The organism is Mycobacterium colombiense, from assembly GCF_001665835.1.
Taxonomy (GTDB): Bacteria; Actinomycetota; Actinomycetes; order Mycobacteriales; family Mycobacteriaceae; genus Mycobacterium; species Mycobacterium colombiense_A.
The window spans coordinates 65,379-80,491 of record NZ_LZSX01000063.1 but is presented as its reverse complement, the minus strand read 5'-3'; the positions used below and the strand labels follow the sequence as shown (position 1 = coordinate 80,491).

The 15,113-nt window shown below is 67.1% G+C and carries 13 protein-coding genes; 10 read left to right on the top strand and 3 right to left on the bottom strand.

The window, feature by feature from the left end:
• Window positions 1–10 precede the first annotated feature (10 nt).
• A complete protein-coding gene (locus A5760_RS12430; RefSeq protein ID WP_064881100.1) occupies window positions 11–1,504 on the top strand; it encodes an FAD-binding protein in 1,494 nt (497 codons plus the stop codon).
• Window positions 1,505–1,507: 3 nt separating this feature from the next.
• Here A5760_RS12430 and A5760_RS12425 read toward each other — a convergent pair whose 3' ends face one another.
• Window positions 1,508–1,999, bottom strand: a complete 492-nt coding sequence (locus A5760_RS12425) for an HD domain-containing protein (RefSeq protein ID WP_231122621.1) — start codon at window positions 1,997–1,999, stop codon at window positions 1,508–1,510.
• 111 nt (window positions 2,000–2,110) lie between these two features.
• Complete coding sequence (locus tag A5760_RS12420) at window positions 2,111–2,935, bottom strand: phytanoyl-CoA dioxygenase family protein (RefSeq protein WP_082279445.1); 825 nt, start codon at window positions 2,933–2,935, stop codon at window positions 2,111–2,113.
• A 148-nt stretch (window positions 2,936–3,083) separates the two neighbouring features.
• Here A5760_RS12420 and A5760_RS12415 point away from each other — a divergent pair, with 148 nt between their 5' ends.
• Together A5760_RS12415 and A5760_RS12410 are read left to right on the top strand one after the other, a co-directional pair.
• Entirely contained in the window at window positions 3,084–4,517 is a 1,434-nt protein-coding gene (locus A5760_RS12415; protein WP_064881097.1) for an MFS transporter, read from the top strand.
• A 7-nt stretch (window positions 4,518–4,524) separates the two neighbouring features.
• On the top strand, window positions 4,525–5,394 hold the full coding sequence (locus A5760_RS12410; RefSeq protein WP_064881225.1) for a MurR/RpiR family transcriptional regulator: 870 nt from the start codon (window positions 4,525–4,527) through the stop codon (window positions 5,392–5,394).
• A gap of 3 nt (window positions 5,395–5,397) precedes the next feature.
• Here the strand turns inward: A5760_RS12410 and A5760_RS12405 are convergent, their stop codons facing one another.
• A complete protein-coding gene (locus tag A5760_RS12405; RefSeq protein ID WP_064881095.1) occupies window positions 5,398–7,317 on the bottom strand; it encodes an ABC transporter ATP-binding protein/permease in 1,920 nt (639 codons plus the stop codon).
• 93 nt (window positions 7,318–7,410) lie between these two features.
• Here A5760_RS12405 and A5760_RS12400 point away from each other — a divergent pair, with 93 nt between their 5' ends.
• The 7 genes from A5760_RS12400 to gcvH all read left to right on the top strand — a co-directional run bounded on the left by A5760_RS12400 (window position 7,411) and on the right by gcvH (window position 14,830).
• A complete protein-coding gene (locus A5760_RS12400; RefSeq protein WP_064881093.1) occupies window positions 7,411–9,054 on the top strand; it encodes an acetolactate synthase in 1,644 nt (547 codons plus the stop codon).
• 37 nt (window positions 9,055–9,091) lie between these two features.
• Window positions 9,092–11,422 (top strand): accessory Sec system translocase SecA2, encoded by a 2,331-nt coding sequence (secA2, locus tag A5760_RS12395; protein ID WP_064881091.1) that lies wholly within the window; start codon window positions 9,092–9,094, stop codon window positions 11,420–11,422.
• A gap of 52 nt (window positions 11,423–11,474) precedes the next feature.
• On the top strand, window positions 11,475–12,104 hold the full coding sequence (locus tag A5760_RS12390) for a CDP-alcohol phosphatidyltransferase family protein (protein WP_064881089.1): 630 nt from the start codon (window positions 11,475–11,477) through the stop codon (window positions 12,102–12,104).
• Window positions 12,097–13,023, top strand: a complete 927-nt coding sequence (locus A5760_RS12385; protein WP_064881087.1) for a DUF881 domain-containing protein — start codon at window positions 12,097–12,099, stop codon at window positions 13,021–13,023. The genes A5760_RS12390 and A5760_RS12385 overlap by 8 nt, the downstream gene beginning before the upstream one ends.
• A 55-nt stretch (window positions 13,024–13,078) precedes the next feature.
• A complete protein-coding gene (locus A5760_RS12380; RefSeq protein ID WP_003876504.1) occupies window positions 13,079–13,411 on the top strand; it encodes a small basic family protein in 333 nt (110 codons plus the stop codon).
• Between the two features lie 287 nt (window positions 13,412–13,698).
• Window positions 13,699–14,403 (top strand): DUF881 domain-containing protein, encoded by a 705-nt coding sequence (locus tag A5760_RS12375; protein ID WP_196772078.1) that lies wholly within the window; start codon window positions 13,699–13,701, stop codon window positions 14,401–14,403.
• A gap of 28 nt (window positions 14,404–14,431) precedes the next feature.
• Window positions 14,432–14,830, top strand: a complete 399-nt coding sequence (gene gcvH, locus A5760_RS12370; RefSeq protein ID WP_064881083.1) for a glycine cleavage system protein GcvH — start codon at window positions 14,432–14,434, stop codon at window positions 14,828–14,830.
• Window positions 14,831–15,113: the final 283 nt, after the last annotated feature.

Here is a 15,113-nt window from a genome sequence, read left to right as displayed (position 1 = left end):
AGTGGCGCCAATGAGCACGGAGATACCGGCAACAATCAGCGCGGACGGCGTGACCACGTGGTCGGACGACGTCGACGTCGTGGTAATCGGGTTCGGCATCGCCGGCGGCTGCGCCGCGGTGAGCGCGGCGACGGCCGGCGCGCGGGTGCTGGTGCTCGAACGCGCGGCCGCGGCGGGTGGCACCACTTCGCTTGCCGGAGGCCACTTTTACCTCGGTGGCGGGACCGCGGTGCAGCAGGCAACAGGTCAAGACGATTCCGTCGAGGAGATGTACAAGTATCTGGTCGAGGTGTCGCGTGAACCCGAACTCGACAAGATCCGGGCCTACTGCGACGGCAGCGTCGAGCATTTCAATTGGCTGGAAGACTTGGGTTTCCAGTTCGAGCGCAGCTATTACCCGGGCAAGGTCGTCGTCCCGCCGGGCACCGAGGGGCTGAGCTACACCGGCAATGAGAAGGTCTGGCCCTACTGCGAGCGGGCCAAACCGGCACCGCGCGGGCATTCGGTGCCGGTGCCCGGCGAATTGGGCGGCGCCAGCATGGTCGTCGACCTGCTGCTCAAGCGCGCCGACGCCCTGGGCGTGCAGATCCGCTACGAGACAGGGGTCACCAACCTGGTCACCGGCGACGACGGCGCGGTGGTCGGCGTGGCGTGGAAGCACTTCACCGACACCGGCGCCATCAAGGCCAAGTCCGTCATCATCGCGGCCGGCGGATTCGCGATGAACCCGGAGATGGTCGCCGAGCACACGCCCGCGTTGGGCCAGGAGCGGCGCACCAAGCACCATGGCATGGTGGCGCCCTACATCCTGGGCAATCCCAACGACGACGGACTGGGTATCCGGATGGGTGTGTCGGCGGGCGGCGCGACCAAGAACATGGACGAGCTGTTCATCACCGCCGCGGCCTATCCGCCCGAGGTTTTGCTGACCGGCGTGATCGTCAACAAGGAGGGCCGGCGGTTCGTCACCGAGGACTCCTACCACTCGCGCACTTCGGCTTTCGTGCTGGAGCAGCCCGACCAGACGGCGTACCTGATCGTGGACGAGGCGCACACCGAGATGCCGGCCATGCCGCTGATCCGTTTCCTCGACGGCTACGAGACGATCGCGGAAATGGAAGCTGCGCTTGGCATTCCGGCGGGAAACCTCGCGGCCACGCTGGACCGCTATAACAAGCACGCGGCCGCGGGTGAGGATCCCGATTTCCACAAGCAACCGGAATTCCTTGCGCCCCAAGACAACGGCCCCTGGGCGGTGTTCGACCTGTCGCTGGGACGGGCGATGTACTCGGGATTCACCATCGGCGGCCTCGCGGTGACGGTCGACGGCGAGGTGCAGCGGGCCGACGGCAGCGTGGTGCCCGGTTTGTACGCCGCGGGCGCGTGCGCGTCCAACCTCGCCCAGGACGGCAAGGGCTACGCCAGCGGGACGCAGCTGGGCGAGGGGTCGTTCTTCGGCCGCCGCGCCGGAACGCACGCGGCCCAGCGGGCCGGGGGAGCGTAGGCGCTACGGCGAGGCATTGAAGTCCACAAGGGCCTCCAGGGTTTGGCGATAGGTTTCCAGCGGCGGGACGTGCCGGTCTGCGACTTTTGCCGAATCATCCCAGCGTCGAAGGCGGCAGGCTTCGTCGGCGCAGCGCAGCCGCCGAAAGCGCGCGATTTCGCCGGCGTCCATCGGTCCGCCCTGCACTCGCAGACTTCGCACCGAGGCGCGGGAGAGGCCGGCAGCATAGGACGGGTCGGTCGCGACCAGGTAGCGCTTCGCGGCGACATGCAGTGCGATTGGTGCGGTCACGCCCGGGGGGAACCAGCGGCCGAGGATCCTCGCGGCAACTACTTGGTGTTTCGCGTCGTCGTCAAGGAAGTCACGGTTGCCGTTGTGCTCATCGACGACCAGGTGGCCGATGTCATGCAGTAGCGCCGCGACCACCATTGTGGCGCCGGCATTTTCAGCCTCGGCAAGCGCGGCCGTTTGAGTCGCATGCTGGGTCTGCGTCACCGCCTCGTCGTAGCGGCTGTCGCCGCGCTCGGCGAAAAGAGCGAAGATGTTGTCAGCGACCTCACCGGCGCCTGTCGGGTTTGTCGGCGGCCACAGCCATCTGGTGTCCATCTACCGGTTCTTCTCGGCCGGGGCGATGCCGCGAAAGTGACCGATGAGGCTGATGCGTTGAGCCCCGCCGGTGGCGTCCGCAGCGGACAGAGCGGTGCGTTTGTCGCGGTAGTAGGTTTCATGCAGGTCACCCGCGGAGGCGGCGTTGTATGTCAGGTACAGAGCCCGTCGCGAGGTGTGTGATGTGTTGGGTCCGCTGCGGTGTGGCGTATGGCTGTGAAACCACACCAGCGAACCGGAAGCCACCGGGCACGGCTGCCATTCGAGCGATTCGGCGATATCGGGGCGGACGCAGCCGTCCTCATCGGTGGGCAGTAGCTCGTGGTGCATACCGCGGACGAATTCGAGGCATCCGTTCTCCAGGGTTGAATCATCCACCGCGAGAAGGCAACTGACGCTGACGCTGATGTGGGGATAGGCGGGGGCATCCTGGTGGGCCGCAAAGCCGGCCCCACCCGGATGCTTGTAGTTGATCTTTTCCTTGTAAAGAACCGCGGGCTCGCCGAGGAGCTGGCCCGCCATCGCCGGAATGGCAGCCGTTGTCAGCAGCGCCCGTAGATCACCATGAAAAGGCGAAAAGTTTTCAGTGCGCGCGCGCCGAATCCGGCCATTGATCTGCTCGTCATGCTGCAACCAACCGGCTTCGGGCTCGTCGGGCCACCGTTCGACGTCGTGAGCCCAGGTCTGCACGCGATGCACGCCGTCGGCGGACAAGAATCCGGGCACCACCAGGAAGCCCTCCCGGTTGAACACATCGAGCGCGCTCGGGCAGAGGCCGTCCTCAAGTGCGAGAAGATCGTTGGCGGTTTGACGGTACGTCGACATGCTTTCCCTTCAGAGCTCAAGCTTCGTCAGCGACGGTAGCAAGGGATGAAATATAGTTTCAAGGCAAAGGACACAGCAGAATGTAATTTCCATCCTTTGTTCACCCGCAATTCGGTGGATCGTTTCATAGGCTCGCTACCGTCGCCGCATGACACAGACCCGGAGTCACCCGGCCGACGCGCGCGGCGTGATCGACGTTCTCGACGGATCTCGATTTCAACGCTTCCACTACAAAGCGATCTTCGTCTCGGGCGCAGGGTTTTTCACCGACGCCTACGACCTCACCGTCATCGGTACGGCTCTGCTGCTTATCAAGCCGGAATGGGGGTTGACCACCGGCCAGGTGGCGCTGGTGGGCAGCACCGCCCTGATCGCCTCGGCGATCGGAGCCGTCCTGTGCGGCAGGCTGTCCGACGTCTTGGGGCGCAAGCGCATGTACGGGCTGGCCGCCCTGGTGATGACGCTCGCGGCCATCGCCTCGGGCTTGTCGCCAAACTTCATGTGGCTGTTGATCTTCCGATTCATCCTCGGCTTCGCCATCGGCGGTGACTACCCGGTGTCGGGTGTGATGATGACCGAATTCGCCAACGTTGCCAATCGCGGCCGGATGGTCGCAATGATGTTCTTCAGCTACGTGCTGGGCTCGATCGCCGGGCCCGCCGTAGGCCTGGTCCTGCTGGCCTCCGGGCTCGATCATTCGTTGACCTGGCGGTTGTTGCTGGGCCTCGGCGCCGTACCGTCGCTGCTGGTTCTCTATGCACGCACGAAAACGCCGGAGTCGCCAAGGTTTCTGGCGGAGATCGACGAGGAGCGTGCGGCCGCGGATTTGACGACGTTCAGCGGAACCAGGGCGGTGGCCACCGGCACGCCGCCGATCCGTCAGACGATGTGGCAATGCCTGATAGCGCCCGGCGTCTGGCGAGCCGTGCTCATGACGGCCGGCGTGTGGTTCCTGTTCGACATCGCCTATTACGGCAACACCATCAGCGCACCCCTGCTGGTCAAAAGCGTTGCGCCACATGCCTCGGCGATCGAAACGGTCGCCGTCAACCTGGTGTTGTATGCGGCGTTCACGGTGCCGGCGTTCGTGGTCACGATCTGGGCCATCGACAAGATCGGCCACATCAGGCTGCAGGTCGTCGGCTTGGTCGGCATGGCGGCAGGCCTCGGAGCCATTGCGCTGGTACCCGCCGTCAGGAACAGCGTCGGGCTTTTCATCGCCGCATACGGCCTGAGCAGCTTCTTCGTGTGGTTTGGCCCAGGCGTAGCAACCATGCTGCTCTCCGCCGAGCTGTTCGCCACGTCAATTCGCGCCACCGCGCACGGCTTCGCCGCGGGCACTGCCAAGCTCGGGGCCTTCGTGGGGGCTGTCAGCTTTCCGCCCATGCTCGCGGCGTGGGGATTGCAGGGCACCGAACTCGTCGCGGCGGCGTGCTGCCTGGGGGCCGCCGCCCTGTCCTTCCTGGTGCCCGAACCGCGCGGGCGATCCCTCGACGAGATCGCGTCAACCGGACGTGACGAGCGCCGACCGGCCACCGCGGGTCTGGCTCCGCCCCGACCCGCAGCGCCCGCCGTGCCATGATTCACCCATGACGACCACCGATCCCCGGCCCCCGACGGGATCGGTGGTCGCGCATATCCGCGCGGCGTTACCCAACCTGACCCCGCGCGCACGGACGATCGGACAAGCGGTTCTTGACGATCCGCGGGCGATCATCCACATGACGGTCAGCGATCTGGCTGAGCGCACCGCCACTTCGGTGGCCTCGGTGGTCCGGTTCTGTCAGGACGTCGGCCTGCGTGGTTACGCCGACCTGAAGATCCGGCTGGCCGCGGACACAATTCCCGCGGAAGAAGCCCTGCCCGAAGGGCTCAGCCCGACCGACGACGCATTCACGGTCCTGAAGAAGGTGCTCGCCGATTCGCAGGCCGCGGTCGCGGGAGCCGCCGACACGATCGACAGTGCGAGGTTTGAATCCGCGGTCGTCGCCCTGGCCGGCGCATCTCACGTGCTCTGTGTCGGGGTGGGGACGTCCGCCCCGCCCGCCCAGGACGCCGGATATCGGTTACGCACAATCGGTTTGAGCGCCGAAGCGCCAGCAGACGGGCACGTTCAGCACGTCGCTGCCCGATTGCTCAAGCCCGGCGCGGTGTGCCTGTGCTTCAGTCACACGGGCCAAACCAGCGAGTCGCTGATGGCGGTGGAAGCGGCCCGCGATGCCGGCGCGACCACGATTGCGATCACCAGTTTCTACCGCTCGCCACTGAGCGCACTGTGCGACATCGTCCTGGTGGCGGGGGCCAAAGAGACCGACTTCCGCGTGGAAGCCGTCACCAGCCGCATTGCTCACATCGCGGTGTTCGATGCCCTGCACGCCGCGGTCTTCCTCAAGACATCGCGACGAGCGGGCGAGGCGCAGCGCGTTACCGCGGAAGCCCTTACCCGGCACCGCATTTAGGCGCTAGACCTGCGCGGGTTCCTTCTCGACCGGGCCCAGTTGCCAGGGGCCGCCGCCGAGCAGGTGCAGCTGCTGCTCGTGGTGCTGCTCGACGGTGGGCCGGTGGCTCACGCTGACCATGACGCACTCCGGCAGCTCGGCCCGAACCAACTGATACAGGGCGAACTCCAGGCCCTCGTCCAGCGCGGAGGTGGCCTCGTCCAGGAAGACCGCCTTCGGCTTGGTGAGCAGGATGCGCGCGAAGGCGACGCGCTGCTGCTCGCCCGGCGACAGCACCCTGGCCCAATCGTGGTCTTCGTCCAGCCGGTTGATCAGCGGCACCAGCGCCACTTTGGTGAGCACGTCGCGCAGCTCCTCATCGGAGACGTTGTCCGGCGAATTCGGGTAGCACACCACCGTGCGCAGACTGCCCAGCGGCACGTACGGCAGCTGCGACAGGAACATCGTCGCGTTGTCGCCGTCCGGTCGGCACAGGGTCCCCGAGGCGTACGGCCACAGTTCGGCCAGGCTGCGCAGCAGCGTCGTCTTGCCGGCCCCGGATCGGCCGGTGATCACCAGCGTGTCGCCATGGTCGAGCTGGATGTCCAGCGAGTCGACCAGCTGGTCGCCCTCCGGTGTGCGCACCTCGATGCCGCGAAGTTCGACAGCCGACTCTTCGCTGGGCTTGACGAGAATTGCCGGCAGCGCGCGGCCCTTGCTGTTGGCGTCCACCAGCCCGTGCAATCGGATGATCGCCGCGCGAAAGGAAGCGAACGCGTCGTAGTTGTTACGGAAGAAGGACAGCGACTCCTCGATCTGGCCGAAGGCCACCGCGGTCTGGGTGACGTCACCGAAGTGGATCCGGCCGGCGAACAGCCGGGGCGCCTGGATGACCCAGGGCAGCGGAACGATCGCCTGGGTCATCGACCAGTTCCATCCGTTGAAGATGATGGTCCGGCGAACGAATTTGCGGTAGTTGCCGATGATCGGGTCGAAGCGCCGCCACAGCTGCGCCCGCTCGACCCGTTCACCGCGGTAGAAACCCACCGCCTCGGCCGCATCGCGCAAGCGGACCAGCGCGTAGCGGAATGCGGCGTTCAGCTTTTCGTTGTTGAAGCTGAGCCGGATCAACGGACGTCCCAGCCAGAACGCGACCACGGTGGCCACCAGCACATAGACCAAGACGACCCAGAACATGGCGCGCGGCAGGTTGACGCCGGCAATCGTCAGGTCGCCGGACAGATTCCACAGGATCGCCGCGAACGAGAGCACCGACGCCATCGCGTTGACGGCCCCGAAGAGCAACGTGTTGGTCGTACCGTTGGTCGGGGCGTTCGGAGTGCCGCCGGCATTGGCGGTGAAGATGTCGATGTCCTGCTGGATGCGCTGGTCGGGGTTGTCGATGGTGTTGTCGATGAACAGGTCCCGGTAATACGCCCTGCCTGAAAGCCAGTCGTCGGTGAGGTTGCCGGTCAGCCAGACCCGCCAGGCGATGATGAAACGCTGGGTCAGGTAGATGTCCGCCATGACGCGGATAACGAATATCGTCGCGAGCAGGATGAAGATCGCGATCGACACCCAAAAGCCGTGAACCCCAGATTGTTTGATTTTGTCATCGTCCGAGGCCATGCCTTGCACCGCTATCTGCACCGCCGTGCTCAAGTCATTGGACTGATAGCTGAGTAACACGTTGAGGCGCACCGACAGGACCACCGACATCAGCAGCACGCCGAGCATCAGCCAGACCTTGATGCTCGCCGAGCCGACGAAGTATCCCCGGGTGATCCGCCAGAACTGCCGGCCCCAGGGGGTGAGGTAGCGCAAAGCAACCAGCACAACCAGGAGGCAAACGGCGCCGATCACCCACGCCATGGCGAGCCACCGCAACGAATCCATGGTTGCCGTCGACCAGTCGATCGATGGCGTGAACGGCTTCGGGCCCACGGTCGGTCCCTCCTTAACGAGGCGGTGCTCGGACGCTCCTCAACTTCAAATCCTTCGGCGAAGGTACCCGACGGATCTGGATAGGCTGCGGTCATGACTACCGACGCCGTCCCCGCACAAACATTGCACGCCGGCCGGCTTGTCGCGCGGCGCCTGCGGGCCAGCGGCGTCGACACCGTCTTCACGCTATCCGGCGGCCACCTGTTCTCCATCTACGACGGCTGCCGCGACGAGGGCATTCGGCTGATCGACACCCGTCATGAACAGACGGCGACCTTCGCCGCCGAGGGGTGGTCGAAGGTGACGCGGTCGCCGGGCGTGGCCGCGCTGACGGCGGGGCCGGGCGTCACCAACGGGATGAGCGCGATGGCGGCGGCGCAGCAGAACCAGTCGCCGCTGGTGGTGCTGGGCGGACGGGCGCCGGCGCAGCGCTGGGGCATGGGCTCGCTGCAGGAGATCGACCACGTGCCCTTCGTGGCGCCGCTGGCCCGCTTCGCCGCCACCGCACAGTCGGCAGACGACGCTGGCCGGCTCGTCGACGACGCGCTGCGGGCGGCGGTCGGTGCGCCGTCGGGCGTGGGGTTCGTCGACTTCCCGATGGACCACGCGTTCTCGATGTCCGACGATGACGGCCGGCCCGGCGCGCTGGCCGACCTGCCCCCGGGGCCCGCACCCGACGGCGGTGCGCTGGGCCGCGCCGCCGCGCTGCTGTCCGCGGCCAAGCGGCCGGTGATCATGGCGGGCACCAACGTCTGGTGGGGGCGCGGGGAAGCGGCCCTGCTGCGCCTTGCCGAGGAACTGCAGATCCCTGTGCTGATGAACGGGATGGCCCGCGGCGCGGTGCCCGCCGACCATCCGTTGGCGTTCTCCCGGGTCCGCGGAAAAGCTTTGGGGGAGGCCGACGTTGCGCTGATCGTCGGCGTGCCGATGGATTTCCGGCTCGGCTTCGGCGCGGTGTTCGGGCCGCAGACCCAGCTCATCGTGGCGGACCGGGTCGAACCCGAACGCCGCCATCCGCGGCCGGTGCAGGCCGAGCTCTACGGCGACCTGTTGACGATCCTCGCGGCGCTGGCCCCCGCCACGGGGACCGACCACCGGGATTGGATCGCCGAATTGCGAACCGCCGAGACCGCGTCGCGCGCCAAGGAGAAGGCCGAGCTGGCCGACGAACGCACGCCGCTGCACCCGATGCGGGTGTACTCCGAGCTCGCTCCCATGCTGGATCGCGACGCGATCGTCGTCATCGACGCCGGTGATTTCGGGTCGTACGCCGGGCGGGTGATCGACAGCTATCAACCGGGCTGCTGGCTGGACAGCGGCCCCTTCGGCTGCCTGGGATCGGGCCCCGGCTACGCCCTGGCCGCCAAGCTGGCCCACCCGGATCGTCAGGTGGTGCTGCTGCAGGGCGACGGCGCGTTCGGCTTCAGCGGTATGGAATGGGACACCCTGGTCCGGCACAACGTGCCGGTCGTGTCCGTGATCGGCAACAACGGCATCTGGGGGCTCGAACACCACCCGATGAAAGCTCTCTACGGCTATTCGGTGGTGGCCGAGCTGCGCCCGGGGACGCGGTACGACGAGGTGGCGCGCGCCCTGGGCGGCCATGGCGAACTGGTCGCGACGCCCGGCGAACTGCGGCCCGCGCTGGAACGCGCCTTCGCCAGCGGGCTGCCCGCCGTCGTCAATGTGCTCACCGACCCCGACGTCGCGTACCCACGCCGCTCGAACCTCGCTTGATGAATCTGCGCGGTGAGTCACCGCGTACCGTTGACCTGTGCCTAAGACGACCCGCGCTCAACCCGGCAGGCTGAGCAGCCGCTTTTGGAAGCTGCTCGGCGCCAGCACCGAAAAGGACCGCAACCGCTCCCTCACCCAGGTCACCGACTCGTCGGAGTACGACGACGAGGCGGCCGGGCTGACCGACGAGCAGCTACGCAAGGCGGCCGGGCTGCTCAACCTCGAGGACCTCGCGGATTCCGAGGACATCCCGCAGTTCCTCGCCATCGCGCGCGAGGCGGGCGAGCGGGCCAGTGGGCTGCGGCCGTTCGATGTGCAGCTGCTGGGCGCGTTGCGCATGCTGGCCGGCGACGTCATCGAGATGGCCACCGGTGAGGGCAAGACGCTCGCGGGCGCGATCGCCGCGGCCGGATACGCGCTGGCCGGGCGGCACGTGCACGTCGTGACCATCAACGACTACCTGGCCCGTCGCGACGCGGAATGGATGGGTCCCGTCATCGAGGCCATGGGCCTGACGGTCGGCTGGATCACCGCCGAGTCCACCAGCGAGGAACGCCGATTCGCCTACGGCTGCGACGTCACCTACGCCTCGGTCAACGAGATCGGCTTCGACGTGCTGCGCGATCAGCTGGTCACCGACGTCGCCGACCTGGTCTCGCCCAACCCCGACGTAGCCCTGATCGACGAGGCCGACTCGGTGCTGGTCGACGAGGCGCTGGTGCCGCTGGTGCTGGCCGGAACCACGCACCGCGAGACGCCGCGGCTGGAGATCATCAAGCTGGCCGGCCAGCTGGAGGCCGGCACCGACTACGACACCGACGCCGACAGCCGCAACGTCCACCTGACCGAGGTCGGCGCCCGCAAGGTCGAAAAGGCACTCGGCGGCATCGACCTGTACTCCGAGGAACACGTCGTCACCACCCTGACCGAGATCAACGTCGCGCTGCACGCGCACGTGCTGCTGCAGCGCGACGTGCACTACATCGTCCGCGACGACGCGGTGCACCTCATCAACGCCGCGCGCGGCCGCATCGCGCAACTGCAGCGCTGGCCCGACGGCCTGCAGGCTGCCGTGGAGGCGAAGGAGGGCATCGAGACCACCGAAACGGGCGAGGTGCTGGACACCATCACCGTGCAGGCGTTGATCAACCGCTACGCGACGGTGTGCGGCATGACGGGCACCGCGCTGGCCGCCGGTGAGCAGCTGCGCCAGTTCTACAAGCTCGGTGTGTCACCAATTCCGCCGAATGAGCCCAACATTCGGGAAGACGAATCCGATCGGGTCTACATCACCGCGGCGGCCAAGAACGACGCGATCGTCGCGCACATCGCGGAGGTGAACGAGACCGGGCAGCCGGTGCTGGTGGGCACCCGCGACGTGGCCGAATCCGAGGACCTGCACGAGCGGCTGCTTCGCCGCGGCGTTCCCGCGGTGGTGCTGAACGCCAAAAACGACGCCGAGGAAGCCCAGGTGATCGCGGAGGCGGGCAAGTTCGGCGTGGTCACCGTCTCGACGCAGATGGCCGGGCGCGGCACCGACATCCGCCTCGGTGGGTCCGACGAAGCCGACCACGACCGGGTCGCCGAGCTGGGCGGGCTGCACGTCGTCGGAACCGGGCGGCACCACACCCAGCGCCTGGACAACCAGCTGCGCGGCCGCGCCGGCCGGCAGGGCGACCCGGGGTCGTCCGTCTTCTTCTCCAGTTGGGAGGACGACGTCGTCGCCGCCAACCTCGACAACAACAAGCTGCCGACCCAGACCGACGAGGACGGCAAGATCGTCAGCCCGAAGGCGGCGGGCCTGCTCGACCATGCCCAGCGCGTGGCCGAGGGCCGCATGCTGGACGTGCACGCGAACACCTGGCGCTACAACCAGTTGATCGCCCAGCAGCGGGCCATCATCGTCGATCGGCGTAATACGTTGCTGCGCAACCCAACCGCGCGTGAGGAGCTCGCCGAGCTGGCGCCCAAGCGCTACGAGGAGCTGGCCGAGACCGAAGGAATCTCCGAAGAGCGCCTGGAGACGATTTGCCGGCAGATCATGCTGTACCACCTCGACCGCGGCTGGGCCGACCACCTGGCGTATCTGGCCGACATCCGCGAGAGCATCCACCTGCGGGCGCTGGGCCGGCAGAACCCGCTGGACGAATTTCACCGGTTGGCGGTCGACGCGTTCGCGTCGCTGGCCGCGGACGCGATCGAAGCTGCCCAGCAGACGTTCGAGACCGCGAACGTGCTCGAAGAGGAGCCCGGACTGGACCTGTCCAAGCTGGCGCGGCCGACCTCGACGTGGACGTACATGGTCAACGACAACCCGCTGTCGGACGACACGCTGTCCACCCTGAGTCTGCCCGGGGTCTTCCGCTGACCCCGAGTGCGTGGCCAGCCGCGCAGTCGCCGTTGGGCTAATGTCACGGCTCATGGAGCCGGTGCTTCCACCCAACCGGGTGCTGACGGTGCCCAACGTGCTCAGCGCGGTGCGCCTGGCGCTGATCCCGGTGTTCGTCTACGCCCTGCTGGTCGCACACGCCAACGGGTGGGCCGTCGCGATTCTGATGTTCAGTGGCGCCTCGGACTGGGCCGACGGCAAGATCGCCCGGCTACTGAATCAGTCCTCCCGGCTCGGTGTGCTGCTCGACCCCGCGGTCGACCGCCTCTACATGGTGGCGGTGCCCATCGTGCTGGCGTTCAGCGGGATCGTGCCGTGGTGGTTCGTCATCGTCCTGCTCGCGCGCGACGGCCTGTTGGCGGCGACCCTGCCGCTGCTGTGGGGCCGCGGGCTGTCGGCGCTGCCGGTCACCTACATCGGCAAGGCCGCGACGTTCGCGCTGATGTCCGGCTTTCCGCTGGTGCTGCTGGGCACCTGGGACGCGCTGTGGAGCCGCGTGATCGGCGCCTGCGGATGGGCCTTCCTGATCTGGGGCATGTACGCCTACCTGTGGGCGTTCGTGCAGTATGCGGTGCAGATGATTCTCGTGCTGCGACGCATGCCCAAGGTCGACCGCGCCTCTCGGCCGTCGGCCGCGGCGAAGGTGGCTGACCATGGCTGACGCCGACCGCCTGCTCGGCGGCTACGACCCCAATGCCGGTCACGGCGCGCATGTGGCGTCACGTCCCAAACGCATCCCGGTGCCGTCGCTGTTGCGCGCGCTGCTGTCCGAGCACCTCGACCCCGGCTATGCCGCGGCGGCGGCCAAGCGCGGCGCCGCCGACACGCCGCGCGACGGACGCCAGCGCGTGTTCGGTTGGCTCTGGCAGGCGGTGGCGGCGCTGCTGATCGCGACGGTCTTCGCCGCCGCGGTCGCCCAGGCTCGCTCGGTGGCCCCCGGGGTGCGGTCCGAGCAGGAGCTCCTGTTGGGCACTGTGCGGTCGACCGAGGGCTCCGCGGCCAAGTTGAACCAGCGCCGCAGCGATCTGGCCACGCGAGTCGACGACGTGCAGCGCCACGCCCTGGCCGAAGACGCCGAGGGGCAGCGGCTGCTGAAACGCCTCGACGCGCTCAGCCTGCCGGCGGCCAGCACCGCGATCATCGGGCCCGGGCTGAAGGTGACCGTGACCGATCCCGGTGCCAGCCCGAACCTTTCCGACGTGTCCAAGCAGCGGGTCAGCGGCAGCCGGCAGATCATCCTGGACCGCGATCTGCAGCTGCTGGTCAACTCGTTGTGGGCGAGCGGTGCCGAGGCGATTTCCGTCGGCGGTGTGCGGATCGGGCCGAACGTCACCATCCGGCAGGCCGGCGGCGCGATCCTGGTCGACAACAACCCGACCAGCAGTCCGTACACGGTGCTGGCGATCGGGCCGCCGCGCGCGATGCGCGATGTCTTCGACAACAGCCCGGGCATGCAGCGACTGAGGTTGCTGCAGATCTCCTACGGGGTCGTGGTTACGGTGGACGTCGCCGACGGACTAACGCTTCCTGCCGGATCGACGCGGGATGTCAAGTTTGCCAAGCAGATTGGGCCACAGTGAGAAAAGTCCTGACCAGACACGTTCCCCTGTGTGAGACGCGGACAGGAAACCAAACATGATCGGTATCGCAGCTCTGGCGATCGGCATCGTGCTCGGCCTGGTTTTTCACCCCTCGGTGCCCGAAGTCGTCCAGCCCTATCTGCCGATCGCAGTGGTCGCGGCGCTGGACGCGGTTTTCGGCGGGTTACGCGCATACCTGGAACGGATTTTCGATCCGAAGGTCTTCGTTATCTCGTTCGTGTTCAACGTCTTCGTGGCCGCGCTGATCGTCTACGTCGGCGACCAACTGGGCGTGGGTACGCAGTTGTCGACGGCCATCATCGTCGTGCTGGGCATCCGCATCTTCGGCAATGCCGCCGCCCTGCGCCGCAGGCTGTTCGGGGCGTGACGCGCGCGGGCGACGATGCAGAGCGAAGCGATGAACAGGAGCGGCGCCATGACCGCGCCGGCGACGATGCAGAGCGTAGCGATGAGGAGGAGCGGCGCCATGACCCACGTGAGGTCGACGTGAGCCAGGATCCGGAAGACCGCAACGCCGGCCGACGCGACGCCGGCGGCCAAAGTGGTGACGGGCCAACCGGGCCCGGGCGCACCCGGGCCGACGCGGCGCCGGAACAGGGCGCGCCGCGCGGCCGTCACGAACTGGCCGCAAAAAGCCCTCGTCCGGAAATCGGCATGGTGCGCGGCGGTCGGTCCCGGATGGCGTTCGGGACGCTGGCCGCCATGCTGTGCCTGCTGCTGGGCCTGGCGATCGTCACCCAGGTCCGCCAGACGGAATCGGGTGACTCGCTGGAGACGGCCCGCCCCGCAGACCTTTTGGTGCTGCTGGATTCGTTGCGTCAGCGCGAAGGCACGCTCAACACCGAAGTGAACGAGTTACAGAACACGCTGAATTCATTGCAGGCGTCCGGGAACAACGACCAGGCCGCCATCCAATCCGCGCAGTCCAGGCTGGCGGCGCTGTCCATCCTGGTCGGGGCGGTCGGCGCCACCGGCCCCGGCGTCACCATCACGATCGAGGACCCCGGACCCGGGGTTTCGCCCGAGGCGATGCTCGACGTGATCAACGAGTTGCGCGCCGCCGGCGCCGAGGCGATCGAAGTCAACGACGCACACCAATCGGTGCGGGTAGGTGTCGATACCTGGGTGGTGGGTATGCCTGGGTCGCTGACCATCGACTCCAAAACCCTGTCGCCGTCGTATTCGATTCTGGCGATTGGCGATCCACCGACCCTGGCCGCGGCCATGAACATTCCCGGCGGCGCGCAGGACGCCGTCAAGCGCGTCGGTGCGCGAATGTCCGTTCAGCAGGCCGACCGGGTGGACGTCACCACCTTGCGGCAACCAAAACCGCACCAATACGCTCAGCCCGTCAAGTGAGCACCACCCGAACAGAACAGGATCACTCGTGAGCGATATCCCGCCCGATCTGCGCTACACCGCCGAACACGAATGGGTTCGTCGAAGTGGGGATGACACCGTGCGCGTGGGCATCACCGATTTTGCGCAGTCGGCGTTGGGCGATGTCGTTTTCGTTCAGCTGCCCGACGTGGGCACGGAACTGACCGCGGGCGAATCCTTCGGTGAGGTCGAATCGACCAAATCGGTGTCGGACCTCTACGCCCCGGTGTCGGGCAAAGTGTCCGCGGTCAACAGCGATCTGGACGGCAGTCCGCAATTGGTGAACTCCGACCCGTACGGAGGCGGTTGGTTGCTGGATGTGCAGGTATCCGACGTCGGCGAATTGGAGTCGGCCATTTCTTCGCTGCTCGACGCGGAGGCCTACCGCGGAACGCTCACCGAATGACGATTGCTAATGTCCCTGCAGTCCCGCGCGGCCAGCGCGCGGTGCAGCCAGGGTGCGGGGAAATCGAAGTTTCGGATCGTCAGGTGGTGGGCGCATTGCAAGCCGGTGCGCGGTACCGTCGACACATCGACCTTTGAAGTCTCTCGAAGATCGCTGAAAGACACGTGAAAGACTCTTGAACGTACGAAACGGCAGTAATCGGCATATCGGGCAAACAAACCTGATGCACAAGCCGGCCGAGCGGCCCGGCCAGACAACGCCACAGCAGCCAGTGAGGAGCAGC

Coding starts and splice junctions, on each gene's coding strand:
- A5760_RS12375 (WP_196772078.1), top strand. CDS start 13,699: ATGGTGCGCGGCGGTCGGTCCCGGATGGCGTTCGGGACGCTGGCCGCC.
- A5760_RS12415 (WP_064881097.1), top strand. CDS start 3,084: ATGACACAGACCCGGAGTCACCCGGCCGACGCGCGCGGCGTGATCGAC.
- A5760_RS12410 (WP_064881225.1), top strand. CDS start 4,525: ATGACGACCACCGATCCCCGGCCCCCGACGGGATCGGTGGTCGCGCAT.
- A5760_RS12390 (WP_064881089.1), top strand. CDS start 11,475: ATGGAGCCGGTGCTTCCACCCAACCGGGTGCTGACGGTGCCCAACGTG.
- A5760_RS12380 (WP_003876504.1), top strand. CDS start 13,079: ATGATCGGTATCGCAGCTCTGGCGATCGGCATCGTGCTCGGCCTGGTT.
- A5760_RS12430 (WP_064881100.1), top strand. CDS start 11: ATGAGCACGGAGATACCGGCAACAATCAGCGCGGACGGCGTGACCACG.
- A5760_RS12400 (WP_064881093.1), top strand. CDS start 7,411: ATGACTACCGACGCCGTCCCCGCACAAACATTGCACGCCGGCCGGCTT.
- A5760_RS12420 (WP_082279445.1), bottom strand. CDS start 2,935: ATGTCGACGTACCGTCAAACCGCCAACGATCTTCTCGCACTTGAGGAC.
- A5760_RS12385 (WP_064881087.1), top strand. CDS start 12,097: ATGGCTGACGCCGACCGCCTGCTCGGCGGCTACGACCCCAATGCCGGT.